The organism is Nocardia sp. CDC160 (genome assembly GCF_035818795.1).
GTDB lineage: Bacteria > Actinomycetota > Actinomycetes > Mycobacteriales > Mycobacteriaceae > Nocardia.
Window position 1 is genome coordinate 654,182 of the sequence record NZ_JAYKYT010000005.1, and the last position, 24,405, is coordinate 678,586.

The following is a 24,405-nucleotide window of genomic DNA, read 5'->3' on the forward strand; positions in this document are numbered from 1 at the left end:
GCGATCTCTAAATCTCGATGCGCGAGCCCATGATCACCGTGCGGTCGCGAGGCAGCCGGAAATGGTCGGTGGCATCGGCCGAGAGGTAGGTGGTCGCGATGAAAAGGTTTCTGCGCCACCGCGACAGGGCATTCTCCGGCCCCGGACGCAACTCCACCTCGGACAAAAAGTAAGTGGCACGATCCAGGTCGAGCTTGCCCTCGGTCTCCTCGGGATCGAGCAGGGCGAGCGCCGCGGGCACATCGGGCCGGTCCAGGTATCCGACCCGGACGGCGACGTGAATGATCCCATCGTCGCCGTATCCCAGATGATCGATGCGGACCCGGTCGGATTCCGGAATCCGCGGCACCGATTCGGTTTCCACCGACAGGATCACGATGTGCCGATGCCGGACGTGATTGTTCTCGACATTGGACCGTAGCGCCAGTGGCACGGTCTCCTTGCTGCGATTGAGGAAGATGGCGGTGCCGTCCACGATGGTCGGCGTCGAATCGCTCTCTCGCAGTTCGTCGATGAACTCACGCAGTGAGCCTTCCCGGCGTACCCGCTCGGCGTGCACCACCTTGCGCCCGCGCTGCCAGGTGGTCATGATCGTGAACGCGATGATCCCGACCAGCAGCGGCAGCCACGCGCCGCGGGCCAGCTTGGTGAGATTGGCGGCCACGAACGACAGGTCGACAATGAGCAGCGGCACCGCCGCACAGGCGATGAGCCACAGCGGTTTTCGCCACTTCGCGTGCGCCAGATACGCCAGCAGCAGCGTGGTGATGCTGATGGTGCAGGTGACCGCCATGCCGAAGGCGAAGGCCAGCGCGGTCGAGGAGCGGAAGGCGAGGACGAGGGTGAGCACCGAGACCATCAACAGCCAGTTGATCCACGGCACGTAGATCTGCCCGGCCGTCTCTTCCGAGGTGTGGACGATGCGCAGCCGCGGCAGATAATCGATCCGCGCCGCCTGCTCCGCCACCGAATACGCGCCGGTGATGACGGCCTGCGAGGCGATCACCGTCGCGACCGTGGCCAAGACCACGATCGGCAGCCGCCCCCAGCTCGGCACCAGCAGGAAGAACGGGCTCGACACGTGCTCCGGGTGGGCGGTCAGCAGCGCGCCCTGCCCGAAATAACTCAGCACGCACGCCGGGAAGACGAGGAAAAGCCAAGCGCGCGTAATGGATCGGCGGCCGAAGTGTCCGAGATCCGCGTACAGCGCCTCCGCGCCCGTCACCGCCAGCACGATCGCCGCCAACGCGAAGAACGCCACCCCGAGATGTCCGGCGAGAAAGCCTAGCGCGTACGTCGGCGACAGGGCCCGCAGAATCCCGGGATTGCGGGCGATCCCGGCCACCCCGCAGGTGCCGATGGTCAGGAACCACGCGATCATGATCGGCCCGAACAGGTGCCCGACCGTCGCGGTCCCGCGCCGCTGGAACAGGAACAGCGCCACGATGATCACCGCGGTGAGCGGGACCACCAGCCTCGACAGCGGCGGCGCGACGATCTGCAACCCCTCGACCGCGGACAGCACCGAAATCGCCGGGGTGATCATGCTGTCACCGACAAACAATGCCGCACCGAAGATTCCGAGCCCCGCCAGGGTCAAGGCCAACCTCCGCCGACCCGGCACCGCCCAGCGCCGCACCTGCGTGATGAGGGCCATGATCCCGCCCTCGCCGTCGTTGTCGGCGCGCATGGCCACCAGCACGTAGGTGACCGTCACGATGATCAACACCGACCAGAACACCAGCGACACCACGCCGAACACGCTCTCGCGATGAACCGGCACCGGATGGGGATCCGCGGGATCGAAGACCGCCCGCAGGGTATAGATCGGGCTGGTGCCGATGTCCCCGAAGACGACTCCGAGGGCACCGATCACCAGCCCCGGCCGCGCCCTATCGCGGCTCTCGGTCACGGTCTCGGCGCATCAGGCCCACCCGACACGAACTTCGCGGGTGTCGGCGACGAATCCGGATGCTGGCGCGAATCGGCCATCGCCCGGACCACCGCCGCGACGATCACCAGGACGACACCCACGATGAGCGCCGCCACCCACGCGGGCATTGCCAGCGCCAGCAGCAGGATCACGGTCGTGACCAGCGCGCCGCCGCCGTAGAGGCCGACGATGCCCGCGGTCACCTTCAGCTTCGCCGCGCGCCCGAACCGCGGCAGCCGACCGATGGCCTCGCTCAGCGCGAGGCGCACCTGTTCCCGCACCACCCCGGCCACCTGCTCGACCCCGAGTCCGGGTAACGGTGACCCGCCCGATCCCTGCGTACCTGGTATTTCCACCATGCTCGTACTTCCCTGTCGACAGCTTGATGCCATCGACATACCCGCTGCGCTAGGTGGAAACCGTTGGGTGCTCGTCCGTGGTTCTCCGTGGTGAGATCCGTGGTCGACACGGATGTTCCGAGGTCGCCGCGTCCCTAGCGTTATGGGCATGGAAATCACCACTGCCACCAACACCACGCTCACCGTCTCCCTCGAGGTCCCCGACGTCGAGGCCGCGGCCGCCACCTACGCCGCCGCCTTCGGACTCGGCGATCGATTGAGCTTCCGTCCGGCGCAGGGTCCCAGCACCGGATTCCGCGGATTCCTGCTCTCCCTGGTCGTATCCCAGCCCAGCACCGTCGACAGCCTCGTCGAGACCGCGGTCGCGGCGGGTTTCACGATCCTGGACCCCGCGAAGAAGAGCCTGTGGGGCTACGGCGCGATCATCGCGGCCCCCGAGGGCACGATCTGGAAGATCAGCACCTCCAAGAAGAAGGACGTCGGACCGTTCACCCGCGAGGTCGACAGTGTCGTGCTGCTGCTCGGCGTCGAGGATGTTAAGGCCAGCAAGCGGTTCTACGCCGAGCGCGGCCTGACCGTGGCGAAGAGCTTCGGCGGCAAGTACGCCGAGTTCGCCATGCCCGGCTCGCCCGTCGTCCTGGCCATGTACCCGCGCAAGGCCGCCGCCAAGGAGGCCGGTATCTCTCCGGAGGGCTCGGGCTCGCACCGCATTGTGTTGGGCGGCACCACCGGCACTTTCGTCGACCCGGACGGCTTCGTCTGGGAGGCCACGGCCTGACCGCCCTACCCGGCGATGGGTCGCGGGTACGGGCTGTGCATCGACAGGAAGCGAATCTCGAGGTCCCGCTCCAGGTAGTCCATGCGGTGTTCCCAGAACTCCCGCATGTGCGGAAGTTCGAGATGGCGGTCCAGGTCGGCCTTGGAACGCCAGACCTCGTAGAACACGAAGGTCGACGGGTCGTCGGCGTCCTCGTGGAAGTGGTATTCGAGGGCGCCGGGCTCGTCCCGGGTGGGAGCGACGAACGACAGCAGCAGGTCCTTCAGTTCTTCGGCGCGTTCGGGTTTGGGGTGGGCCAGGCCCATGAGGGCGAAGGGCGTCCGATCGGTAGGTACGAAATCTGTCATACCTCGGGACGGTAGCGACCGCTGAGGTACGATGCAAGTCGTACCTAGGAGGTGTGGACGTGGCCGACGACGAGCCGGACGTGGATCAACTGGAGCTCGGGCCTGTACTGGCGGCCCTGGCCGACCAGCACCGCCTGGAGGTGGTGCTGGCCCTGCTGGCCGATGCCGAAGGGGCCGAACGACTCTGCAGCTCCTTCGGCCTACCGGTGTCGAAAGCCACGCGGACACACCACTTTCGCGTGCTCCGCCAGGCCGGGCTGATCCGTCAGGTCAATCGCGGCAACAGCAATATGGCGCAGCTAAGGCGCGTCGACCTGGCGCAGCGCTTTCCGGGCCTGATCGAATTGCTCACCGCGGAGAACGAGCGCCGAAGCAACTGAGCGGCGATCAGCGTTGGCACTCGATCAGCAATTCGACCGTGCCGGATCTCCACGGAACCGAGATTCCACATAGCTCCACGCGTCGGCAAATCCGGCGACGGCGGCGGTCATGTGCTCCGCGATGTCGTACGGCCGGAAGACCAGGGGCACACCCGATTTGCAATACCGGTCGGCGACCTCGGCGACCGGCGCGAAGGCCGTGAGGGTGTCGTAGCGGCCCTGCCAGAAGTACGTCGGCACCGTCGGGATGCCGTCGAAGTCGCGCAGGCTGTTCTCGTGCAGGACGGCGCGGGCCTCGGGGCTGTCCATCAGGCTCTTGGAGGCGGCCATCTGGTCGGCGCTGCGGAACGCACCGTGGAAGAGCAGGAAGCGACGGCAGGCGTCGTGGGTGAATTCGCGGAACCAGAGGCCGTTTTCATTGAGCTGGTCCGAGATCGGCAGGCGATCCGGATACTCCCGTTCCAGGCCCATGGCCGCGGCGAAGGCCAGCCCGAAACCCGGGTGCGGATCGAAACCCAATGCCAGAGCCATCTGTTCCAGGTCCGCCGGAATCCCGCCCGCCACGACCGCGTCCAACTTCAGATCCGGGGCGTACTTCGGTTGCAATGCCGCCGCCCACGCGGTCGCCATGCCGCCGCCGGAGTAACCGGCCAGTGCCACAGGCGATTTCGTCAAGCCCAGCTCGGTGGCCTTTCGGACGGCCTTCACGCTGTCGAGGGTCACCATCCCGCTCAGCTTCGCGGCCCCGTACGCGACATTCGGGCCCAGGTAGTCGGGCAGCGAGATCGCCCAGCCCCGCCCGATGGGCAGCATCGCGCCCACGCCGTCCTGCAGCTCGCCATTGAACAGCGACCGCGACGGATTGCATTGCGCGCCCAGCGAATTGATCAGCGCCTGATAGGACACCAGCGGCGGATTGGACACCCCCGCCGGGAGCAGCACCGTCGTCATCCCGAGAATCGGCTGTCCCGCGGAATTCGTGCTGCGGAACGCGACCTGCCAGCCCTCGGTGCCCACGTACAGCCCGGTATCGATCCGCCGGGTCCGCACCACATCTCCCGGAGCCAGGCTCCCGAGGTCGGCGGGCGGACTGTAGAAGGGATCGGAATCCTGTGTCGGATAAAGGGGTTGAGCCGACACCGGGGCACACACCAGCCCCGCCGTCACCACACTCAACGCCAGCACCACCGCCCTGACGGACACCTTGAACAACGTCATTCCTCACACTCGGCCCGACCCCAGCAAATCACTCGCGAATCGCGTGGTGACGCTACAGCGAACCCAATCCACCCGTCCAGATAACCGGACAAATCAGGCACAAACTGTCATCGAGCCGCGGGCACAACAAGATCAGGGAGCTTTCGACGCGGGGAATCGGATGAATTCCCGCGGTGAGAGCTCCCTGATTTTGATCGCTCGTGTGGGTCAGCCCGGGATCTGGGCGCCGATCGCGCTGCCGATGCCCGCGCCGACCGACGCGCCGATGGCGACACCGGCCGCGCCGCCGAGGCCCGCGCCGATGACGACCGAGAGCGGGCAGACCGGTGCGGCGACCGTGCAGCCGATGGCACCGCCGATGAGGACGCCGACCGCGCCACCGGCGACACCGCCGAGCACCGAGCCGACCTGTTCGCCTGCGAGAGCTTGGGTTTGGCCCGCGGCGACCGGGACGACCGCGACGACCGGGGCGGCGGGGGCGACCACGGGTGCCGGTGCCGGATCGGGAGTGGCTGCGGCGGAAGCCAAGCCGGTTCCCGCGCCGGTGAGGGCGGCGGCGATGACGGCCGTGGCGGCTACTTTGCGAAACATGGGTAACTCCTGAATCTCGTGGGAAGGGGTGTTTCTCGGGAGATCGTCAGCACTTCGACTTGTAGAAGTACTGGTCGTTGGTCGACATGTTGTCCTGGGTGATGGCAATCATGTTGGTCTGAATATTGCGGGTGACGGGCTTGCCCTCCAGCGCGGCCGCCGCCTGGTCGACACCCTGTTTGCCGATGTCGCCGGGGTTTTGGGCAATGAGCGCCTGCACGGTGCCGTCCTTGAGGTCCTGTACCTGCTTGGGGCTGGCGTCGAAGCCGACGACCTTGACCTGACCGAGCTTGCCCGCATTGCGCAGGCCGGTCGCCGCGCCCTCGGCGGAGCTGAGGTTGGTGGCGAAGATGCCCGCCAGGTCGGGGTGGGCGGCCAGGGTGGCGGTCACGATGGACGCGGCCTGCGCCGCCTCGTTGTTGTTGTACTGCACGCCAAGGGAAGTCATGCCCGGGTGGCTTTGCTTCAGCTCGTCCTCGAAGCCCTGGGCGCGCTGATCGGTGGTGGAGGTACCGGCCTTGGTGTTGATCACCAGCACGGATCCCTTGTCCCCCACCAGTTTCGCCAGGGTCTGGGCCGCCAACTGACCGCCCTTGACATTGTCGGAGGCAATGGAGGACAGCGCGATCGAGGTGTCCTGCAGGGCGGTGTCCACCTCGATGACCTTGATCCCCGCGTCCTTGGCCTGCTTGATCGGGCTGGCCATGGCCTGGGCGTGGGTGGGTGCGATGAGGATCGCGCCGGGCTTGTTCGCGATCACGCCGGTCACGATCGGGGTCTGCAGCGAGGCGTCGAACTGCGACGGGGCCTGGGTGTCGAGGGTGTAGCCGAGCTTCTTGGCCTCGTCCTGGGCGCCGCACTGCATCGAGATGTAGAACGGCTCGTTCGCGACACCGGGGATGAGCACCAGTTTCTTGGCGTCGGTGCCGCCCGAATTACTCACCGAGCCACCGCATCCCGCCAATAGCCCGGCCACCGCCACCGTCACGGCGGCCAGTACGGCCGCCCGTCCGCTCCTCATCATCTTCGCCCTCGCCTTCGAACTGTGTTCTGTTATTTCCGGTCTCGGGACCGCCTGCGGATCTGGTCGAACCACACGGCCGCCACGAGCACGACGCTCACCGCGATGGGCTGCCAGAACACCGGCACCCCCACGATGACGAAGCCCTTGCGCAATACCGACGGGATGAACACCCCGATCACGGTGCCCAGCACCGACCCGACCCCGCCGAACAGGCTGGTCCCGCCGATCACCACGCCCGCGATGGCGTCGAGATTGTCGGTGCCGTGCCCGGCGATGGTGGTGGTGCCGAAGTAGGCGAGATTCATGAAACCGGCCAGGCCCGAGAGCATTCCGGCCATGAGGTAGACCAGCACCAGGTGACGGGTGACGCCGATACCGGCGCGGCGGGCGGCCTCGGCATTCGAGCCGATCGCGTAGGTGTAGCGGCCGAAGCGGGTGGTGTGCAGCAGCCAGGCACCGAAAAGGGTGACGACCGCCGCGACCAGCACCAGGTCGGGTATGCCGCCGAGGACGGTGCCGAAACCGAGTGAGTTGCGCAGCTTTTCGGGCACCGTGCGGGTATCGACGCCGCCGGTGATCAGCTGCGCGGACCCCAGGGCCGCGCCGAACGAGCCGAGGGTGACGATCAGCGGCGGAATCTTGGCCTTGGCCACCAGGAATCCGTTCACCAGACCCCAGACCGCGCCGCCCGCAAGCGATACCAGCAGGCCGAGCAGTATCAGCCCCCACCCGGCATGCGTGGCGTCCTCCCCCGGGCTCAGCCATTCCATGGTCTTGGAGGCGAGCACACCGGAGAAGATGAGCACCATGCCAACCGACAAATCGATTCCGGCGGTGACGATCACGAAGGTCATGCCGATCGAGAGCACCAGCAGCACCGCGGTTTCGATCAGCAGGGTCTGAAAGGTGAACCGAGTCGGAAACGCATCCGGCCGCGCAATGCTGAAGGCCAGATACAGCACCACCAACACCACACCGATCCAAAACGTCCCAGTCCCCGCCACCCGCCGAAAGACCCGCCCCACCGCCACCCCACCCACCCTCGCGGACTGCCCCTCCACGCTCTGCCCGTCTGCGCTCTGCGGGTCCGCGCCCTCCGCACCCGCCTCGCGACCACCCACGTTCTGCCCCTCCACGTTCCGCGCGTCCACACTCTGCGGGTTTGTGCTCTCCGTGCCCGCGTCGCCGCCGTCCACGCCCTGCCCGCCTACGTTCCGCGGGCTTGCACTCTCCGCGCCCGCGTCGGGGCCGTCCACGCTGTGCCCGTCCAGGTTCTTCGGGTCTGCGCTCTGCTTGTCCACGTTCGGCGCGTCCGCGTCGCGCCCGTTCGCCTTCTGCCCCTTCATGAGTCGTCCTCCGTGGTCAGCGCCCCCGTCATCGCGCCCACCAGCTGTTCCAGGGTCGCGTCGGCGGCGGTGAAGCGGGCCACCCGCCGTCCCAGCCGCAGCACCTCGATGCGGTCGGCGACCGCCAGCACCTCCGGCATGTTGTGGCTGATCAACACCACCGCGATGCCCTGATCCCGCACGCGGCGAATGACATCCAGCACGCGCTCGCGCTGCACCACGCCGAGGGCCGCGGTCGGCTCGTCCATGAAGACGACCTTGCTCGCCCACATGACCGCGCGCGCGACCGCCACCGCTTGGCGCTGGCCGCCCGAGAGGGAGCCGATCGGCACGTCATCGCGTGGGAGCACGACCCCGAGTCGTCGAAAATGCTCGGCGGCTTGGGTTCTCATGGACTTGCGGTCGAGCATGCCCAGGGCACCGGGCAATCCCTTGCGGAACACCTCGCGCCCGAGAAAGAGATTCGCGGCGGGATCGAGATCGGGCGCGACCGCCAGATCCTGATAGACCGTCTCCACCCCGAGCCGTCGCGCCGCGACCGGTGAGGCCATGCGAACCGGCTTACCGTCCAACAGGATTCGCCCGCCATCGGGCTGCTCGGCCCCCGAAAGGCATTTGACCAGCGTGGATTTCCCCGCGCCATTATCGCCGATGAGCGCCACCACCTCGCCGGGCCCGACCTGAAAGCTGGCCCCGCGCAACGCCTCCACGCCGCCGTAGCGCTTCTGAAGCCCCTCGGCTTCCAAAACCACGGCAGGCATCGGCGATCACCCCGGCGACATCGAGATAGACGGACGTCCGGTCCGCTCAACGAGCCTACGTTCGATCTCCCGGTGTCGTGGGCGATATGGGAAACACGGCTATCGTGAGGCCGTGACCCGTCTCGGAATTCGTGTGCTGAACGTGCTGTCGGCCGTCGCGGTGTGCGCCATGGCGGTCGGCTGCACCGAGAGTCCGCATACCGTGCCCGCGACTACTCGGCCGCAGTCGCCGGTCGGGTCATTGGATACTTTGGGAACCACGTCCGAGGTGCCCACGACCGTCGCGGCGACCCCGTCGCAAACCACGGTCGCGCCGCAATCATCCAGCGCACAGCCCGCTTTCACCGAGGACGACGCGCGCTACACGGTCCGCCGCTACCTCTCCCGCTGGACCGGCCAGCCGCTGCAGCCCGATGACACCGAGGGCCGGTATCCGCTGGTCTGCACGAATTCCGTGCTCGCGAACAACCCCGGAAAACTGACCGGCACAGTGTCGTTCGCCAATGATCGGATGACCGCGCGGCGCACCGGTGACAACGGCGCGGAAGTGACCGTCCCGGTGACGAATTCCGCCACCGTCACCCAGGTGGTCACGTTCACCCTGCGCGCTGCCGCCCAGGGTTATTGCATCGAGGACATCATCAACTGACTGCCCGGCTGACCCGAGCGGCTCAGGAATTCCTGCGCCAATTCCCGATACTGCTCGGCTCCACGCGATTTCGGATCCCATTTGGTGAGCGGTTCCCCGGCGATGGTGGAATCCGGGAAACGCACGGTCCGCGAGATCACCGTCTTGTAGAGCAGATCACCGAACGATTCGGCCACCCGATCGCGCACCTGGCGCGAGTGCAACAGCCGCGGGTCGTACATGGTGACCACGATGCCGGACAGTTCGAGTCCCGGATTCAGCCGCTCCCGAACCTTGTCCATGGTGTCGTTGAGCAATGCCAGGCCCCGCAGCGAGAAGAATTCGCATTCCATGGGAACGATGACGCCGTCCGCGCAGGCGAGCGCGTTCACGGTGAGCAGACTCAGCGAGGGCTGGCAGTCGATGAGGATGTAGTCGTAGCGATCCCGGATCGGATCCAGCACCCGGCGCAGGGAGTGTTCGCGGCCGACCTCGTTGACGAGCTGGATCTCCGCCGCCGACAGATCGATATTGCTGGGCAGCAGATGCAGATTGTCGACGGTGGTCTTCATGAGGACGTCATCGATCGACGGCGCGTTGCGGGTCAGGAGGTTGTACACCGTCAATTCGAGATCGTGGTGCGCGACGCCCAGCGCCGCCGACAACGCGCCCTGCGGATCGAGGTCCACCAGCAGCACCCGCAGCCCGCACTCGGCAAGCGCGGCACCCAGATTGACCGTCGACGTGGTCTTCCCGACACCGCCCTTCTGATTGCACAGCGCAATCACCTGGGCCTCGCGCGTGGCCGCCCCGGTCTTCGGAGTAGTGATGGCCTCCCCAGCAGGAATGTTTGCCGACATTTCGCCAGCGTAGCCTGTCATGTCCATGATCAGGGGGACCCCCGGCTGAGTCGTTTCTCACGCCGGGGATCACACCGGATTACCAGGGCTTTTCGCCCATAGCGGCCCGAACACACCTGTCGGACAAAGGACCGGCCGACGGTTAGCCAGTTAACTTTCCAGCTCGATCACGCACCCGTCGCGGCCGGTCCGTAGTAATCGGTGTGCGCCTTGGTGATAGCGGTGACCAACTGTCCGATCAACAGTTCCCGATTGTCCTGCGCGTATTGCAGGCTCGCCTCCCGGCCGCGATTGCGGTTCTTGAAATGCGGGATCACCTCCGAGGCGAACAGCTCGTAGCTGCGCTTGGTGTCCTCCCAATTCGCCATGTCCACGTGCAGGATCAGCATGGTCCCGAACCCGCCGGTCTTCTCGATGAGCCGCTCGATCCGCGCGATCGCCTCGTCCGGCGTGCCGATAATGGCCTGCCCGAATTCGCCGAGACTGTCATTGCGCCAATGGTCGATAATGCCCTCGGGCGTCCGCGCCCAGTCCGGATTGTCCCCGGTCTGGCGATTCACATACGCCGCCATGGATCCAATGCGCCGACTCACGGCCCGCTCGGCATCCTCGCGCGTCTCGGCCAGGAAGATCGGATTGACCAGCCGCCACCGCGCCCGATCCGCGGTGTGCCCGTGCTCGGCGCACACCTTCTCGTAGACACCCCAATTGCGGTCCAACACTTCGAATCCCATGGGCGAGCTGGCCGCCAGCGACAGCAGCGAAAGTCCGTGCGTACCCGCCAGCACCGAGCCGTTGGGTGAGATCGTCGACGCGGTCGCGACCTCGATTCCGGCCGGATCGTAGGTGGGCAGCTGGGCACGGGCATCCCGCAAGGTGAACCAGTCCGTCTTCATATTCACGACCTCGCCGCGCAACAGCGCCAGAATCGCCTCGAGGGCTTCCCCTTGGCGGCGACGCTGATCCGAGGGGTCGATGCCCATCATGTGCGCGTCGAGCGGAATCTTGCCCGGCCCGGTGCCGAAGATCAGGCGACCGCGAGTCTGCAGGTCCAGCTGGGTGATCCGATCCACGGTGACCAGCGGATGGTGATACGGCAGCGAGGTCACACCGGTGCCGAACCGCAGCCGCCGGGTGCGCTCGGCGGCGGCCGCGATGAAAACGTCGGGCGCGGGCACGATTTCGGCCCCGGTCGAGTGATGCTCCCCCATCCAGGCCTCGTCGAAGCCGAGATGGTCGAGGTGTTCCATGAGGTCGAGATCGCGGCGCAGCTGCAGGGCCGGGTCGGCGTCGAGGGGGTGATAGGGGGCGAGGAAGGCCCCGAACTTCATCGATTCAGCGGTCCACATCGTGGATCTCCTTACCCAGTGCGTCGGCTTCGTCGCCCGGCGCGGTACTCCGAGTAAAACTGGATCAGTTGATCCAGAAGTGTGGCTGTCCCGGTGAGTGGGAAGCGACGAAATGGCAGGTGATCGTGGGTAAGCGGGAGTTGGTGTGACAAGCTCGTCGGGTGAGTGTTCCGATGCAGAATCGCCAGGGCAGCGCGACCCGCGCCCGACTGGTGAAGACCGCCGAGCGGCTGTTCGCCGCCCACGGCGTCGATGCCGTCTCGGTCCGCGCGGTCAATGCCGCCGCCGGGCTAGGGGCGGCCTCGGTCAACTATCACTTCGGCACCAAGGACGACCTCATCGCCGCCGTCCTGCTCGACCTCGGCGCGACCGTCCGCGACCACATCCGCGCCAATACCGACGCCCTGGCCGCCTCCGAAACTCCGCCCACCGCAGAATCTCTCGTCCGCGCGGTCACGGAACCCTACCGAGACCTGCTGCTACGCAACCGAACCCGGGGAATGCGCTGGATCAAAATCGTCACCCAACTCTCCCTCCACTCCCACCCCGCCCTCACCGCCGCCGAAGCCGACCTCCCCGACCACCTCCACACTCAATTACGCCGTGCCTTCCCCCATTCCGACCCATCCCGCCTCGAAGCCCGCTGGGCCATCGCCCTCATGGGGTTCCTCCAGGCCCTGGCCCGAGCCGACGAATGGCAACCGACCTCTACCCCCTCTCCAGCCGAAGACCTGACCGCCTTCTACGAAGACCAGGTCAACTTCCTCATCGGCGGCCTGGATCGCCTCTTGAACAGCCCTGCCTCGGGATAACCATCATCCACTGCTGATTGCTCGCAATGAAGAGAACTTCCGATTCCTTTGCAAGGAAACATAATTAATAACCCGAATTCTGAAACACCTTACATCACAATGCAATTCGCCTTCTATTGCGATCGAATTCGCGGTAGAATTAGAGCATGAATTCGAAGGGGGAATCACTCGACAGCACCGGCATCAGCGCCCTGATGACCGCAGTCACCAACGTCACCGACACCGTCGTGCACGGCGGACTCAACCGCCTCACCGATACCGATGTCGTGGAATTCATGCGCCGCCTGGAAATCTGCAAACGCCAACTGGCCGCACTGGATTCGGTTCTGGTGATCGAGGTGTCGGAGCGGGATCTGCCGCGCAAGGCCGGAGTGAAGGATGCGGTGCCGTTCCTGCGTCAGACCCTGGGCCTGTCGCGGTATGACGCGGCGGTGCGGGTGAAGATCGCCGGGGCGTGTGGGGAGTTCCTGGGGGCCGACGGCAAGCCGCGCCCGATCACCCTGGCCGCCACCGCGAACGCCTTTGAGGCGGGTGTGATTTCGCGTGATCATGTGCGCGGCATCGTGGACATCATGACGCATCTGCCCGCCGAGGTTCCCGCCCCGGCGCGGGTCGAGACCGAGGCGCTGCTGGTCGAGCACTGCGTGACCGGCCAGCCCGATGACCTGCCCAAGATCGGGCGCGAGATCCTCGCGCGCCTGGACCCGGAGGGCACGGTGATCTCCGACGCCGACCGTCGTCGCCGTCGCGGGATCACCATCAGCCGCCCTGGGGTGGATGGGATGTCGAAGATCGAGGGCTGGCTGACCCCGGAGTTGCGGGCGTTGTTGGATGCGATCTTCGCCAAGCTGGCGCGGCCGGGCATGTGCAACCTCGACGACGCCGACACCGAAGTCCTCGCCGCCACCGCGCGGGTCGAGTCGAAGGTGCTGGAGGCGGCCGCGCGTCGCGATCGTCGCGACGCGAGCCAGCGCACTCACGACGCGTTGTTCGCGCTCGTTACCGCGTTGCAGCCGGTCACCGACTCCACCGATGCCGCCACCGATTCCGATGCTGCTGGCATCGCTGCCGCAGCGGCGAAGATGGGTAAGCCGGTGAAGCTGGGCAAGCACCGTGGCCTGCCCGTCGAAGTCGTGGTCACCATGAGCCTGGCCGACCTCGAGAAGGGTGCGGGCATGGCCACCACCGCCTCCGGTGGGCACCTGTCGATCAGCCAAGCCCTCAAGCTGGCCAAGGGTTCTCGCCCGGTGCTGGCGGTGCTCGACAAGGACGAGATCCCGCTCTACCTCGCTCACGGTGAACGCCTCGCCACCTCGGGTCAGCGGCTGGCGTTGATCGCCCGCGATCGCGGCTGCACCCACCCGGGCTGCGACGTACCCGCGAGCATGTGCGCCGCCCATCATGTGATCGACTGGGCCAAGGGCGGACCCACCGATCTGAACAACCTGGCCTTGGTGTGCGATCACCACCACGCCATGGTCAACGACAGCGAAAACGGGTGGCAGACAGTGATGTTGGGCAAAGACTCCGCCCACCCGGGCCGGGTCGGCTGGATTGCCCCGAAGGCGTTGGACCCCTCCCACACCCCGCAAGTCAACGACACCCATCACGTCGGCAAGCGGGTCGCCACGGCGGTCGATTCGAGTTGCCGGAGGTGGGGTTCACGGGCAGCGTGAAACCCGAGCTGCTCGTGTACGGCTGGCGTGCGCAGGGACGGGGAAGTGTGGTCACCTCGCCTGCCCTACCGCACTTGGGCTGACGCCAGGTTGGGAGCCGCCACCTCACCTCCCAGCCCACGGACTGCACGCATCACCTTCTCGAGACAACCCAACAACTCGAAACCGAATCGCTCGACAGCTTCACGGCTTCAAGTTCTTTGACAATTCCACAGAGACGATGAACGGCCGCACGGTGAGTGGGCTGGGACGTGAGTGAGGTTCGGTAGGTGAGGGGGCTGGGAGGTGCGGTTTTTGCGGGAGGGGGCTGGTAGGTGAGGGGGCCTCGCAAGCTCGGCCACCCTCTCTCCCTCCTCCTGGCGTCTTTTATCTTTTGTCTTTTTATCTTTTCTCTCTTTGGCTTTTCTTCTTTTGGGTTTTCCTCTTCCAGCTTTGGTTTCGTAACCTGGATGGGTGGCGGATGCGCGAGGGAGCGAGGCGGGGTGGGACTTCGCGGCGGCGGGTTCAGCCGCTCCGCGAGGTGGGGCGATGATCGGGTATCGGGATGTGGGTGGGGGTGGGTTGGATCTTCGGGTTGCGGGGACTTCGGAGGTCACCTTGTTGATTGGGTTTGGGGAGCGGGAGGTGGTGGTTGATGATGCGTTTGGGCAGCGGAGTATGGGCGGGTTTGTGGCTGGGCTGCCGATCGCGCCTATGCGGCTTCGGTGTGAGCGGGCCGAGTGTGTAGAGGTTCGGCTGTCGCCGCTGCGGGCGTATTCGGTTTTGGGTGTCGCTCCGAGCGAATTGGGGCAGGGGGCAGTCGATCTGGACGATCTGTGGGGAGCGTCGGTTCGGCGGTTGCGGGAGCAGCTTGCCGATGCGAGCAGTTGGGATGAGCGGTTTAAGCTGACGAGATCGTTTCTGGCGCAGTGTGATCGGGCCGCACACACGCCGGATCCGGAGGTGATCGGGGCGTGGCAGCGGGTTCTCGATTCCCATGGCGGGGTGCGGATTGGGGAGCTTGCCAGTTCGATGGGGTGGAGTAACAAGCGGCTGTGGGCTCGGTTCGAGTCGCAGATCGGGTTGACGCCGAAGCGGGCGGCGATGTTGGTGCGGTTTCGGTATGCGGTGGATGGGCTGTTGGCGGGTGGGAGTGCGGCCGAGGTTGCCGCTGTCAGTGGGTATTCGGATCAGGCGCATCTGTGTCGGGATGTGTCGATCTTCACGGGGCGCACGCCGGGGGCGTTGACCACGCACTATTCGCCCACCATCGCGCAGCATCGGTATCGGGCGTGGGGAAAATTCTTCCAATACGGCGGGGGTGCGGTCGCTCGATAGTGGTGTCCACCTTGGTCATCCATCGACACCGAGAGGACATCCGCCATGACCGGCACCCTCGATCCCGATCAGTTGCAGTCCGCCCTGGAGGCCGTGCATCACGCGGGCATGCCCGGCCTGTTCGCCGAAGTTCGTGACCACGACCAGATCTGGCGTGGGGCAGCGGGATTCGCCGATACCGCCACCGGCCGCCCGATCACCACCGATATGCGCCACCGGGTCGGCAGCCTCACCAAGACGTTCACCGCCGCGGCCGTACTGCTGCAGGTCGAGAACGGCGAAGTCGGCCTGGACACGGCCATTGGCCACTATCTGCCGAAACTCATTCCCGGCGAGCGCGGTAAGGCGATCACGGTGCGCCAGTTGATCAGCCACAGCAGTGGTCTCGCCGAATATTTGCAGTACGCTTACCCGTCCTTTGCCGGGTTCCCGCTTCCGGCCAGGACCACCCCGGAGAGCATGGAAGCCAACCGCTACACGCGTTTTCATCCGACCGATCTCATTGCAATGGGAGTCTCGGCCCCCGCGACCGGGTCTCCGGGCGGCACACCTGGCGTCTACTCCAACACCAATTACCTTCTCCTGGGCCAGCTTCTGGAGACGATCACCGGTGACCCGGCGGAGAAGTGCATCACCCGCACCGTCATCGAGCCCGCGGGCCTGAAAGATACCGAGCTCGCCATCGCGCCCGAGATCGCTGGGCCGCACTCGCTGCATTACGAGGCTTGGTTCACCATGATCGATCCGCCGCGCGACTTCAGCGTCTACGACATGTCTTTCGTGGGCCCGGCGGCCTCGCTCATCTCGACCGTCTCGGACCTCAACCGCTTCTACCGGCTACTCCTGGCGGGCGAGATCGTCAGCCCGGCGTCGCTGGCGGAAATGCAGCGGACGGTTCCGGTGATCGCCTTCGACGGCAAGACCCTCGATTACGGCCTCGGCCTGCAGAAGACGACCGTGCCGGGCCGCGTCTACTGGGGTCACGAAGGCTCGGCCTGGGGCAGTGGGGCGGTCGCCATGATCAGTGCCGACGGCACCCGACAGATGGCGCTCGCGGTGAATCTGCAACGCTGGAATCGACTCGATGCTGCGGGTATGCCGCAACCGCACCCTATCGACGCGGCACTCCAAGCACTCATTCAGCTGACCCTGTGTGGTTGATCTCTGGGCACCCCCTGCGGCCCGGGTCATGACTATCATCACGGCGTCATGCGTCAGAAGGGGTCCGGATGAGATTGTCGGTCGGTCTCGGGTTGCGGGCCGTGGTCGCGGGTTTGGTGGTCGCGGCCACGGTGAGCGGGTGCGGCGGGGGTGACAAGGCGGGGACGCCGGTCGCGTTCAGCGGGCGGACCGCGGAGGGCAGCATTCCATCGGCGGGGACCATGGATCAGGTCCGGCAGATCGTGGAGAAGCGGGCCGAGAGTCTCGGATTGAAGAAGACCACGGTGAAGGTCGATGGGGAGATGTTGACCATCACCGTGGCGGGGGACGACGGGTCGACGGCACGACTGCTGGCCAAGACCGGGCGGGTCCTGATGCGACCGGTGTTGTCCAGCAAGCCTTTTCAAGGCACCGGAGTGAAGAGCATGCCCGGCAAGGACGCGCGGCAGAGCACCGATCCGGCGGTGCAGGCGGCGACGATGGCCACGATCAATTGTCGGCAGCCCGATCCGCTGCAGGGCGGGGATGACGCCACGCTGCCGTTGGTGACCTGCTCCGATAGCGGCGATACCGTCTATCTGCTGGGGCCGACCGTAGTCGACGGGCGCGAGATCTCGGATGCCAAGGGCGCGATGGACACTCGGACGGCGCGATACGGGGTCAATATCACGTTCAGTGACACCGGGGCCCGGCAGTTCGGGCAGTACACGGCGACGAACATCGGCAAGCAGTTCGTGTTCGCGGTGGATTCGCAGGCGGTGTCGGCACCGATCATCCAGAGCGCGCTCACGGGAAATCAGAGTCAGATCGTCGGGAGCTTCACCAAGGAGGCCGCGGACAATCTCGCGGCCTCCCTGCGATTCGGTGCGCTCCCGGCGATCTTCACCGCGCAGGGGTAGATCACACGCGCGTGAGGGCGCGGTACTCCTCGACGGCGCGCCGCGTTTCCTCGGCCACCAGGTCCGCATTGATCTGGGCACCGGCCATGGCTCCGGCCGCCGCGGCGGCACCCACCTGGGCGGACAGGTCGGTGACATTACCCGCGGCCCACACGCCGGGGACCGTAGTGCGGCCGGTGGGGTCGGAGGGAATGTGTTCGCCTGCGCCCATCGGGTGTTCGGTCGGGTGCAGGCCCAGGTCCGCGAGGAAGCCCGCGCGGGCGACCATGCGGCTGGGGGCGGCGAGGATATCGCGGGCGACCACGGTGCCGTCGGTGAGGCGGACGCCCGTGATGCGGTCCTCGGTCCCCTCGACGGCGGCGATTTCACCGGTCACGACTCGAATTCCCCTGGCCACCAGCTGTTCCGACTCCTCCTCGGTGGGCGGGGTGCCGGTGTGGGCGAAGTACACGACGTCATCACTCCACCGACGGAACAGCGAGGCCAGGTGAATTCCCATGGGCCCCAGCCCCAGCACGCCGATCGGCCGGTCGCGCACCTCCCAGCCGTGGCAGTACGGGCAGTGGATGACGTCGTGGCCCCAGCGCTCCTCGAGACCGGGAATCGGGGGCAGTTCATCGACCAGCCCGGTGGTCACCAGGATGCGTCGGGCTCGCGTCGACCGCCCATCCGCGAGGGCGACGGTGAATTCCTCACCGTCCCTGGTGATTCCGCTGACCTCGCCGGAAACGACCTGGCCGCCGTACATCCGCACCTCGTCACGCCCCCGCGCCAACAGTTCGCTCGGCGGCGTGCCCTCCCGCGCGAACAACCCGTGCACCCCGTCCGCGGGTGCGTTGCGCGGGCTGCCCGCGTCAATCACGACCACCGAGCGCCGCGCCCGGGCCAGCATCAACCCTCCGTTCAAACCAGCGGCACCGCCGCCCACCACCACTACGTCATAGCTGCTGTTCAGCCCATCGGTCATGGATGACCACCTCCTCGATCACCACGATGCGGGCACGTCGGCGATCCTGGCAACCTTCTTTGCCGATATGGCAAACTGATCCCATGACCGAGGACATCGACCGGGCCCTGGACGGAGTCGGCCTACGGCTGCGTGAACTGCGGAAACAGCGAGAAACCACGCTGGCCGAGCTGTCGGCCGAGACCGGCATCTCGGTCAGCACGCTGTCCCGGCTGGAGTCGGGTGCGCGGCGGCCGACACTCGAGCAACTGCTCCCCCTGGCCCGCGCGCACAATGTCACGCTCGACGAGCTGGTCGACGCCCCGCCCACCGGCGACCCCCGCGTCCACATGCGCCCGATCAACCGCCACGGCATGCAGATGCTCCCACTCACTCGCCGAGTGGGCGGCATCCAGGCCTTCAAAATCGTTTTGCCCCCGAAATCCGGTCGCACCGAACCGAATCCGCAGACCCACGAGGGCTACGAGTGGCTCTACGTCCTCAATGGCAGGCTGCGGCTCATCCTCGGCCAGCACGATCTGATCCTGGAGCCGGGCGAGGCCGCCGAATTCGACACCCGCGAACCGCACTGGTTCGGCGCGATCGGGGACGAGCCGGTCGAATTCCTCAGTCTCTTCGGCAAACAGGGTGAGCGCGCCCACTTCCGCGCCCGCCCCCGCAACGGCTGACCGCTACGCCGAGAAGCGCGGCCCGACCAGCGCGAGCGCGGTTTCCACCGCGACACCGGTGATTTCGGTGACGTCCCCGCCCGCCTCCACGGTCGAGGCGATGAGCTCCCGGAACCCGCCGAAGAGAATGGTCGCCATCTGACGATTCGGCGGATGCATTCCGGCGGACTGGAATTCGGGCGTCGTGGTCAGCTCCTGGATCAACGTGATGAAGGCTTCCGCCGCGTCGCGGTGCAATTGCCGCGCCCGCTCCCCCAGTGCCGGAGTGTCGCGAATCCAGGCCAGCGTGATCGAGGTGTCGACCCGCGAGGCCTCGATCCACGCCTCGATGGCCTGTCGAATCTGGGTGTCCCAGGGTGCGGTCACGTCGACCGCCTCGTAGATCTGGCGGATCGTGTCATTGTTGCGCTCGGTCAGCAGGGCCACGAAGCAGTCCTGCTTGTCGGCGAAGTGCTCGTAGAAGGTGCGCCGCGAGGTGCGGGCGATGCGCACCACGTCGGCGACCGTGGCGTCCTTGTATCCGCGCTCGCGAACCGCGTCGGCCATGGCATCCAGCAGCCGCCGCCGGAAGACGGAGTCGACGGCGGGTTCGGTGCTGGTGTCCGGATCGGCGCGGGTCACGAGCATCAGAGTAGTTTCTCCGAATTCACCGGACGCCGAGGCGTGTCTCCGTGCGTTCGGCGGCGTGTCGCGGGACTCCGGCAAAGCGTATGGTCCCGTCCTCGATCTTGCCGTGCCGCAAGGTGATCACGTCCTGCGCGTAGTTCATGCCCAGCCGCCACGGCGCGCGCGATCCGGCCTTGGGGAACCGGTCGATGGACCGCAGCACGTATCCGGCCTGGAAGTCGAGCAGCGGCGCGGTGGACATGGTCGGGTCCGGCCACGGCGTGGCCTGGCGGTAGCCGTGGATGTCCATGTGCCGCAAGAGCCGACACACGAATTCGGCCACCAGGTCGGCCTTGAGCGTCCAGGAGGCGTTGGTGTAGCCGATGGTGAACGCGAGATTGGGCACCCCGCCGAGCATCATGCCCTTGTAGGCCATGGTGTCGGGTATGTGGATCTCCCGGCCGTCCACGGTCAGCGCGATGCCGCCGAGCGCGAGCAGGTCCAGGCCGGTCGCGGTCACCACGATGTCGGCGGGCAGTTCGGCACCGGATTCGAGTTCGATGCCGTCGGCGGTGAATCGTGTGATGCGATCGGTGACGACCGAGGCCCGCCCGTCGCGGATGGCCCGGAACAGGTCCCCGTCCGGCACCAGGCACAGCCGCTGATCCCACGGGTTGTAGGTGGGTTTGAAGTGTGTGTCGACGTCGTAGCCCTCGGGCAGTTGCTTGATGGCCAGATTGCGGAAAAACTTGCGCATCATGGTCGGCCGCCGCTGACTCAGCTGATAGATCAGCGTGCTGACCAGCACGTTCTTCCAGCGAGTAATGGCGTAGGCCCGCCGCGTGCCGAGCTTTTCGCGCAGCTTGGTGGCAATGCCGTCCACCGTCGGCACCGACAGGATGTAGGTCGGTGACCGCTGCAACATGGTGACGTGCCCGGCCGTCTCGGCCATGGCCGGAACCAGGGTGACCGCGGTCGCCCCGCTGCCGATGACCACGACACGCTTTCCGGCGTAATCGAGTTCGTCGGGCCAGTGCTGCGGGTGGATGACCTGCCCGGCGAAATCCTCGATGCCGGGGAACTCGGGGGTGTAGCCCTCGTCGTAGCGGTAGTAGCCGCTGCACAGGTAGAGGAAATCGCAGGTAATGGTCGCGGCCGCGCCGTTGTGCTCGTAGCCGACGGTCCAGCGTGCGTCCTCGGACGACCAGGATGCCCCGGTTACCTTGTGCCCGTAGCGAATTCGCCGATCGATGCCCGCCTCGGCCGCGGTCTCGCGAATGTAGCCGAGGATGGCGGGTCCGTCCGCAATGGCCTCCTCCGCCACCCACGGCCGGAACCGGTAGCCGAGCGTGTGCATGTCCGAGTCGGATCGGACGCCGGGATAGCGGAACAGATCCCAGGTGCCACCCATGGTCTCCCGCGCCTCGAGGATGGCGTAGCTGCGGTTCGGGAACGCGTCCTGCAGGTGATGCGCCGCCCCGATTCCGGATAGCCCGGCACCGACTATCAGCACGTCCACGTGTTCGGTCATCGTCTCGCTCCCTTCGCCGCCCGCCCGCGCAGTGCCCCGATGACGACCGAGAGCACATCGTAGTAGTGCGTCGGGGTCACCCGGGCCAGCGTGTCGAACAGGTATGCGTCCGGCCCGACCAGAATGCGCGCCTTGCCGTGTTCGACTCCACGGCAAATGATTTCGGCCGCCTTCTCCGGTGTCGTCATGGCGATGGCCTCGAATTCGGCGGCCATCTGCTCGTGGGTGCGACCGCGTCCCTCGGGATCCTTTCGGACGCGACCGTTGCGGGCGATATTGGTCTTGATGCCGCCCGGGTGCACGGTGACCGCGGAGACACCCGTGCCTCGAAGTTCCTGCCGCAGTGCGTCGGTGAATCCGCGCACCGCGAATTTCGCGGCACAGTAGGCACTTTGGTACGGCATGCCCGCCAGCCCGTACACGCTGGAGGTGTTGACGATCGCGCCGCTGTCCTGCTCCACCAGGATGGGCAGGAACGCGCGCGTCCCGTTCACCACGCCGTCGAAGTTGATCCGCCGCAACCATTCATCGTCCTCGGGCACGGCGTCGAGCACCGAGGAGGACACCGCCACACCGGCATTGTTGAACACCGCCGCCAGCGGCGCGGTCAGCCAGGCCCGCACCTCGTCGGCGAAGGCGAGTTGATCGGCCGCGTCGCGCACGTCCAGCACCCGGGTCAGCACCGGCCCGCTCAGCGAGGCGGCCGTCTGCTTCAGCCCCTCGGCATCGATATCCGCGATGGCCACGGGTGAGCCACGGCGAGACAGCAATTGGGCCAGTCCCCGCCCGATTCCGGAGGCCGCGCCGGTGATCATGACCGGGTGGCCGGACAGGGGCCTAGTGGTTCGGGGCATCGGTACTCCTGGATTCGACGGTGCTGATATGGGTGTCGATGAGGTCTGCGAGGGTGGGCCAGAGCGCCTCGGGCAGGTCGTGGCCCATGCCGGGGAGGGTGTGCAGGCGCGCGCCCGCGATGGCCGCGGCGGTGACCCGGCCGCCGGTCGGATGCACCATGCGGTCGCGGTCGCCGTGCAGCACCAGGGTCGGGGCGGTGATGGTGGCGATCTCGTGGGTCCGGTCGCCGGACTTCATGATTCCCGCGAGCTGGCGTCCGACACCGGCCGCCGGGCGCGGATCGCGGTCCCAGGTGGTTCCGGCGACGGCGCGAATCCTGGCCTCGTCCAAGGGATATCCGGCCGAGCCGATGTGCCGGTACATCAGGACCGCGGCGTCGGTGTGCTCCTCGCGGGTGCGGGCGGGCTTGCCGAACATGCGCGCCCAGGTGGACAGCGCGGGGCGACCCACCCGGGCCGCGCCGGTGGTGGAGAAGATCGAGGTCAGCGAGCAGACGCGATGCGGGTAGCGGGCCGCGACGGTCTGCCCGATCATGCCGCCCATGGACATGCCGACCAGGTGCGCCCGGTGCCAGCCCAGCGTGTCGAGCAGGCCCAGGGTGTCCAGGGCCATGTCGCCGAGATCGTATTGCCGTGGGTGCCAGCGCTTTCGGAGCATGTCCAGCGGGCCGGGCGGGCGGAATTCGAGATGGGTGGAGGTGCCGACATCGCGATTGTCGAAGCGCACCACGTCGTAGCCGCGGTCGGCCAGGAGCGCGACGAGACCGTCGTGCCATTCGTGCTTCTGCTGCCCGAGCCCAGCGATCAGCAGCAGCGGAACACCCTGCCCCTGCCGCTCATAAGTCAGCGTGATACCCCGCCCGACATCGGCGAACTGCTCTGTCATGCCGTCACCTGTTCGCCGCGCGCATCCTGGTTTTCGTCGCTCTCGGTGACCGCGGGTCGCGGGGGTCGCCGGTAGACGACGGCTCGCCCCTTCTTCGCGGGAACCAGTGCGACGCCGCGGAAATGGGCGCGCTCATCCGGAGCGTCGGTGGTCTCCAGGGTGAAGTCCCGCAGCAGGACCCGCAGGACCACATTCATCTCCATGGTCGCGAATGCGGCACCGATGCACCGGCGCGCACCGCCGCCGAAGGGAATCCAGCTGAAGGTCCCGGGTCGCTTGCCGACGAAGCGATCCGGGTTGAAATCCTTTGGGTTGGTGAACAATTCCGGATTCTCGTGCATGAGCCGAATGCTCACCATCACGTGCTGCCCGCGCGCCAGTGTCCACCGGCCCAGCTGCAACGATTCCGCGCGCACCTTGCGAGCGGTGGCGTCGATGACCGGGCGCACCCGCTGCGTCTCCAACAGCACCGCCTCCCGCAACTCCGAGCCGCCCGCATCCGCCTCGGCGACCAGCCGCTCCAGGATGTGCGGATGCCGACGCAGCCGCTCGATGGTCCAGGCCAGCGAGGTGGCGGTGGTCTCGTGTCCGGCGGTGAGCAAGGTGAGCAGCTCATCGGCGATCTCGTTGTGCGTCATGGCCGAACCGTCGTCATAGCGCGCCTGCAGCAGCATGGCCAGCACATCGTCGCGGTCGCTCAGGTTCGGGTCGTCGGCGGCGCGCTGGATCAGCCGCTGCACGATTCGGTCGTATTCGGCGCGATACGCGGCGAAGCGCGCCCACGGCCCGAAGCGCCCGAACAGCTTGCGCGGCACCGGAAGCGACGCGAGCGCGGACCCGACCAGCACCAATTTCGGCAGCAGCGCCCGCAATTGATCGAATTCCGCGCCCTCGGCCCCGAAGACCGCGCGCAGGATCACGTTCAGGGTGATCCGCATCATCGATTCCATGGTCGCGAACTCGCGCCCCGACGGCCATCCGGCCATCTCGCGGACGGCCTCCTCCTCGATCAGCGATTCGTACACCGCCAGCCGCCGCCCGTGGAACGGCGGGGTGAGCAGCTTGCGCTCCTTGCGGTGCTCCTCCCCGCGCAGCGCGAAAAGCGAGCCGGGACCGAGGAATTGGCCGAGGTTGGCGTCGATATTGTCGACCAGATCGGTGTGGGTGGTGAACAACGTCTTCACCTCGGCCGGATCCGAGAGCACCAGCGTCGGCCCGAAGCGCGGCATCTTGACCATGAACGCCGAACCGTAGCGCGCGTGCAGCCGCCGCCACGCGCGGGTGCGTCCGGCCAGGATCTCGACGGCCTGCACGAAGGCGGGCGTCTTCGGTCCATCGGGCAGTGTCACTGTGGTCATGCGCCATCTCCCAGCCTGGTACTTCTGCGTACCATTCGCACGGTACGCGCGTGTACCAGGCTGTGGCAAGAGTCACTATCCGAATCCGGCGAGTGC

At 66.7% G+C, this 24,405-nt stretch carries 25 protein-coding genes; 9 read left to right on the forward strand and 16 right to left on the reverse strand.

All coding sequences use genetic code 11. The features are described 5' to 3' along the window. Nucleotides 1-7: 7 nt before the first annotated feature. Both VMT40_RS30830 and VMT40_RS30835 read right to left on the reverse strand, forming a co-directional pair. The gene (locus tag VMT40_RS30830; RefSeq protein ID WP_326362619.1) at nt 8-1,912 is read right to left on the reverse strand and encodes a potassium transporter Kup; all 1,905 of its coding nucleotides are present in this window, start codon (nt 1,910-1,912) and stop codon (nt 8-10) included. Next, nucleotides 1,909-2,292 carry a phage holin family protein gene (locus VMT40_RS30835; RefSeq protein WP_326362620.1) on the reverse strand — a complete coding sequence of 128 codons (384 nt, stop codon included), beginning with the start codon at nt 2,290-2,292 and terminating at the stop codon, nt 1,909-1,911. Before VMT40_RS30835 ends, VMT40_RS30830 begins: the two co-directional genes overlap by 4 nt. Before the next feature lie 148 nt (nt 2,293-2,440). Between VMT40_RS30835 and VMT40_RS30840 the strand changes: the two genes are divergently transcribed. Next, nucleotides 2,441-3,070, forward strand: a complete 630-nt coding sequence (locus tag VMT40_RS30840; RefSeq protein ID WP_326362622.1) for a glyoxalase — start codon at nt 2,441-2,443, stop codon at nt 3,068-3,070. Nucleotides 3,071-3,075: 5 nt separating this feature from the next. On the opposite strand, the gene VMT40_RS30845 is transcribed toward VMT40_RS30840, so the two are convergent. Next, nucleotides 3,076-3,417 (reverse strand): putative quinol monooxygenase, encoded by a 342-nt coding sequence (locus tag VMT40_RS30845; RefSeq protein WP_326362624.1) that lies wholly within the window; start codon nt 3,415-3,417, stop codon nt 3,076-3,078. Between the two features lie 59 nt (nt 3,418-3,476). Here VMT40_RS30845 and VMT40_RS30850 point away from each other — a divergent pair, with 59 nt between their 5' ends. Then, a complete protein-coding gene (locus tag VMT40_RS30850; RefSeq protein ID WP_326362625.1) occupies nt 3,477-3,797 on the forward strand; it encodes an ArsR/SmtB family transcription factor in 321 nt (106 codons plus the stop codon). 24 nt (nt 3,798-3,821) lie between these two features. Here the strand turns inward: VMT40_RS30850 and VMT40_RS30855 are convergent, their stop codons facing one another. From VMT40_RS30855 to VMT40_RS30875, 5 genes are all read right to left on the reverse strand, one after another. After that, entirely contained in the window at nt 3,822-5,015 is a 1,194-nt protein-coding gene (locus VMT40_RS30855) for a lipase family protein (protein ID WP_326362626.1), read from the reverse strand. A 207-nt stretch (nt 5,016-5,222) separates the two neighbouring features. Continuing rightward, the gene (locus VMT40_RS30860; RefSeq protein WP_326362627.1) at nt 5,223-5,606 is read right to left on the reverse strand and encodes a hypothetical protein; all 384 of its coding nucleotides are present in this window, start codon (nt 5,604-5,606) and stop codon (nt 5,223-5,225) included. Between the two features lie 46 nt (nt 5,607-5,652). Continuing rightward, entirely contained in the window at nt 5,653-6,627 is a 975-nt protein-coding gene (locus VMT40_RS30865) for an ABC transporter substrate-binding protein (RefSeq protein ID WP_326362628.1), read from the reverse strand. Nucleotides 6,628-6,659: 32 nt separating this feature from the next. Continuing rightward, nucleotides 6,660-7,976, reverse strand: a complete 1,317-nt coding sequence (locus tag VMT40_RS30870; protein ID WP_326362629.1) for an ABC transporter permease — start codon at nt 7,974-7,976, stop codon at nt 6,660-6,662. Beyond that, nucleotides 7,973-8,737 (reverse strand): ATP-binding cassette domain-containing protein, encoded by a 765-nt coding sequence (locus VMT40_RS30875; protein ID WP_326362631.1) that lies wholly within the window; start codon nt 8,735-8,737, stop codon nt 7,973-7,975. The genes VMT40_RS30870 and VMT40_RS30875 overlap by 4 nt, the downstream gene beginning before the upstream one ends. Before the next feature lie 112 nt (nt 8,738-8,849). On the opposite strand from VMT40_RS30875, the gene VMT40_RS30880 reads away from it, so the two are divergent. Further along, a complete protein-coding gene (locus VMT40_RS30880) occupies nt 8,850-9,386 on the forward strand; it encodes a hypothetical protein (protein ID WP_326362632.1) in 537 nt (178 codons plus the stop codon). Here the strand turns inward: VMT40_RS30880 and VMT40_RS30885 are convergent. Together VMT40_RS30885 and VMT40_RS30890 are read right to left on the reverse strand one after the other, a co-directional pair. Then, nucleotides 9,359-10,225: a ParA family protein gene (locus tag VMT40_RS30885; protein ID WP_326362634.1), complete on the reverse strand. Its 867-nt coding sequence runs from the start codon at nt 10,223-10,225 to the stop codon at nt 9,359-9,361. The two genes, VMT40_RS30880 and VMT40_RS30885, sit on opposite strands and share 28 nt — an antisense overlap. Before the next feature lie 167 nt (nt 10,226-10,392). Next, nucleotides 10,393-11,574, reverse strand: coding sequence for an LLM class flavin-dependent oxidoreductase (locus tag VMT40_RS30890; protein WP_326362635.1), 1,182 nt, complete (start codon nt 11,572-11,574; stop codon nt 10,393-10,395). A 161-nt stretch (nt 11,575-11,735) separates the two neighbouring features. On the opposite strand from VMT40_RS30890, the gene VMT40_RS30895 reads away from it, so the two are divergent. The 5 genes from VMT40_RS30895 (at nt 11,736) to VMT40_RS30915 (ending at nt 17,439) form a co-directional block, all read left to right on the forward strand. Then, entirely contained in the window at nt 11,736-12,386 is a 651-nt protein-coding gene (locus tag VMT40_RS30895) for a TetR/AcrR family transcriptional regulator (RefSeq protein WP_326362636.1), read from the forward strand. A 146-nt stretch (nt 12,387-12,532) separates the two neighbouring features. Next, on the forward strand, nt 12,533-14,062 hold the full coding sequence (locus tag VMT40_RS30900) for an HNH endonuclease signature motif containing protein (RefSeq protein WP_326362638.1): 1,530 nt from the start codon (nt 12,533-12,535) through the stop codon (nt 14,060-14,062). Nucleotides 14,063-14,590: 528 nt separating this feature from the next. Then, nucleotides 14,591-15,379: a helix-turn-helix domain-containing protein gene (locus VMT40_RS30905; RefSeq protein WP_326362640.1), complete on the forward strand. Its 789-nt coding sequence runs from the start codon at nt 14,591-14,593 to the stop codon at nt 15,377-15,379. Between the two features lie 45 nt (nt 15,380-15,424). After that, nucleotides 15,425-16,540: a serine hydrolase domain-containing protein gene (locus VMT40_RS30910; RefSeq protein WP_326362641.1), complete on the forward strand. Its 1,116-nt coding sequence runs from the start codon at nt 15,425-15,427 to the stop codon at nt 16,538-16,540. A gap of 68 nt (nt 16,541-16,608) precedes the next feature. Then, nucleotides 16,609-17,439: a SecDF P1 head subdomain-containing protein gene (locus tag VMT40_RS30915; protein WP_326362642.1), complete on the forward strand. Its 831-nt coding sequence runs from the start codon at nt 16,609-16,611 to the stop codon at nt 17,437-17,439. A 1-nt stretch (nt 17,440) separates the two neighbouring features. Here VMT40_RS30915 and VMT40_RS30920 read toward each other — a convergent pair whose 3' ends face one another. Beyond that, the gene (locus tag VMT40_RS30920) at nt 17,441-18,406 is read right to left on the reverse strand and encodes an NAD(P)/FAD-dependent oxidoreductase (RefSeq protein ID WP_326362644.1); all 966 of its coding nucleotides are present in this window, start codon (nt 18,404-18,406) and stop codon (nt 17,441-17,443) included. An 83-nt stretch (nt 18,407-18,489) separates the two neighbouring features. Between VMT40_RS30920 and VMT40_RS30925 the strand changes: the two genes are divergently transcribed. Beyond that, nucleotides 18,490-19,074, forward strand: coding sequence for a helix-turn-helix domain-containing protein (locus VMT40_RS30925; RefSeq protein ID WP_326362645.1), 585 nt, complete (start codon nt 18,490-18,492; stop codon nt 19,072-19,074). A gap of 3 nt (nt 19,075-19,077) precedes the next feature. Here VMT40_RS30925 and VMT40_RS30930 read toward each other — a convergent pair whose 3' ends face one another. From VMT40_RS30930 to VMT40_RS30950, 5 genes are read right to left on the reverse strand one after another with little or no spacing between them, the layout of a single operon-like run. Continuing rightward, nucleotides 19,078-19,701: a TetR/AcrR family transcriptional regulator gene (locus tag VMT40_RS30930; protein ID WP_326362647.1), complete on the reverse strand. Its 624-nt coding sequence runs from the start codon at nt 19,699-19,701 to the stop codon at nt 19,078-19,080. A gap of 19 nt (nt 19,702-19,720) precedes the next feature. After that, entirely contained in the window at nt 19,721-21,211 is a 1,491-nt protein-coding gene (locus tag VMT40_RS30935; protein WP_326362648.1) for a flavin-containing monooxygenase, read from the reverse strand. Continuing rightward, nucleotides 21,208-22,065: an SDR family NAD(P)-dependent oxidoreductase gene (locus tag VMT40_RS30940; RefSeq protein WP_326362649.1), complete on the reverse strand. Its 858-nt coding sequence runs from the start codon at nt 22,063-22,065 to the stop codon at nt 21,208-21,210. The genes VMT40_RS30935 and VMT40_RS30940 overlap by 4 nt, the downstream gene beginning before the upstream one ends. Then, nucleotides 22,049-22,951, reverse strand: a complete 903-nt coding sequence (locus VMT40_RS30945) for an alpha/beta fold hydrolase (protein WP_326362651.1) — start codon at nt 22,949-22,951, stop codon at nt 22,049-22,051. Before VMT40_RS30945 ends, VMT40_RS30940 begins: the two co-directional genes overlap by 17 nt. Then, entirely contained in the window at nt 22,948-24,309 is a 1,362-nt protein-coding gene (locus VMT40_RS30950) for a cytochrome P450 (protein ID WP_326362653.1), read from the reverse strand. The genes VMT40_RS30945 and VMT40_RS30950 overlap by 4 nt, the downstream gene beginning before the upstream one ends. Between the last annotated feature and the right edge of the window lie 96 nt (nt 24,310-24,405).

What these genes read in the sequence shown, in the direction of transcription:
- VMT40_RS30835 (WP_326362620.1), bottom strand. Translation starts at nt 2,292, where the DNA reads ATGGTGGAAATACCAGGTACGCAGGGATCGGGCGGGTCACCGTTACCC.
- VMT40_RS30840 (WP_326362622.1), top strand. Translation starts at nt 2,441, where the DNA reads ATGGAAATCACCACTGCCACCAACACCACGCTCACCGTCTCCCTCGAG.
- VMT40_RS30845 (WP_326362624.1), bottom strand. Translation starts at nt 3,417, where the DNA reads ATGACAGATTTCGTACCTACCGATCGGACGCCCTTCGCCCTCATGGGC.
- VMT40_RS30855 (WP_326362626.1), bottom strand. Translation starts at nt 5,015, where the DNA reads ATGACGTTGTTCAAGGTGTCCGTCAGGGCGGTGGTGCTGGCGTTGAGT.
- VMT40_RS30860 (WP_326362627.1), bottom strand. Translation starts at nt 5,606, where the DNA reads ATGTTTCGCAAAGTAGCCGCCACGGCCGTCATCGCCGCCGCCCTCACC.
- VMT40_RS30865 (WP_326362628.1), bottom strand. Translation starts at nt 6,627, where the DNA reads ATGAGGAGCGGACGGGCGGCCGTACTGGCCGCCGTGACGGTGGCGGTG.
- VMT40_RS30870 (WP_326362629.1), bottom strand. Translation starts at nt 7,976, where the DNA reads ATGAAGGGGCAGAAGGCGAACGGGCGCGACGCGGACGCGCCGAACGTG.
- VMT40_RS30875 (WP_326362631.1), bottom strand. Translation starts at nt 8,737, where the DNA reads ATGCCTGCCGTGGTTTTGGAAGCCGAGGGGCTTCAGAAGCGCTACGGC.
- VMT40_RS30885 (WP_326362634.1), bottom strand. Translation starts at nt 10,225, where the DNA reads ATGTCGGCAAACATTCCTGCTGGGGAGGCCATCACTACTCCGAAGACC.
- VMT40_RS30890 (WP_326362635.1), bottom strand. Translation starts at nt 11,574, where the DNA reads ATGTGGACCGCTGAATCGATGAAGTTCGGGGCCTTCCTCGCCCCCTAT.
- VMT40_RS30900 (WP_326362638.1), top strand. Translation starts at nt 12,533, where the DNA reads ATGAATTCGAAGGGGGAATCACTCGACAGCACCGGCATCAGCGCCCTG.
- VMT40_RS30905 (WP_326362640.1), top strand. Translation starts at nt 14,591, where the DNA reads ATGATCGGGTATCGGGATGTGGGTGGGGGTGGGTTGGATCTTCGGGTT.
- VMT40_RS30910 (WP_326362641.1), top strand. Translation starts at nt 15,425, where the DNA reads ATGACCGGCACCCTCGATCCCGATCAGTTGCAGTCCGCCCTGGAGGCC.
- VMT40_RS30915 (WP_326362642.1), top strand. Translation starts at nt 16,609, where the DNA reads ATGAGATTGTCGGTCGGTCTCGGGTTGCGGGCCGTGGTCGCGGGTTTG.
- VMT40_RS30920 (WP_326362644.1), bottom strand. Translation starts at nt 18,406, where the DNA reads ATGACCGATGGGCTGAACAGCAGCTATGACGTAGTGGTGGTGGGCGGC.
- VMT40_RS30925 (WP_326362645.1), top strand. Translation starts at nt 18,490, where the DNA reads ATGACCGAGGACATCGACCGGGCCCTGGACGGAGTCGGCCTACGGCTG.
- VMT40_RS30930 (WP_326362647.1), bottom strand. Translation starts at nt 19,701, where the DNA reads ATGCTCGTGACCCGCGCCGATCCGGACACCAGCACCGAACCCGCCGTC.
- VMT40_RS30935 (WP_326362648.1), bottom strand. Translation starts at nt 21,211, where the DNA reads ATGACCGAACACGTGGACGTGCTGATAGTCGGTGCCGGGCTATCCGGA.
- VMT40_RS30940 (WP_326362649.1), bottom strand. Translation starts at nt 22,065, where the DNA reads ATGCCCCGAACCACTAGGCCCCTGTCCGGCCACCCGGTCATGATCACC.
- VMT40_RS30945 (WP_326362651.1), bottom strand. Translation starts at nt 22,951, where the DNA reads ATGACAGAGCAGTTCGCCGATGTCGGGCGGGGTATCACGCTGACTTAT.
- VMT40_RS30950 (WP_326362653.1), bottom strand. Translation starts at nt 24,309, where the DNA reads ATGACCACAGTGACACTGCCCGATGGACCGAAGACGCCCGCCTTCGTG.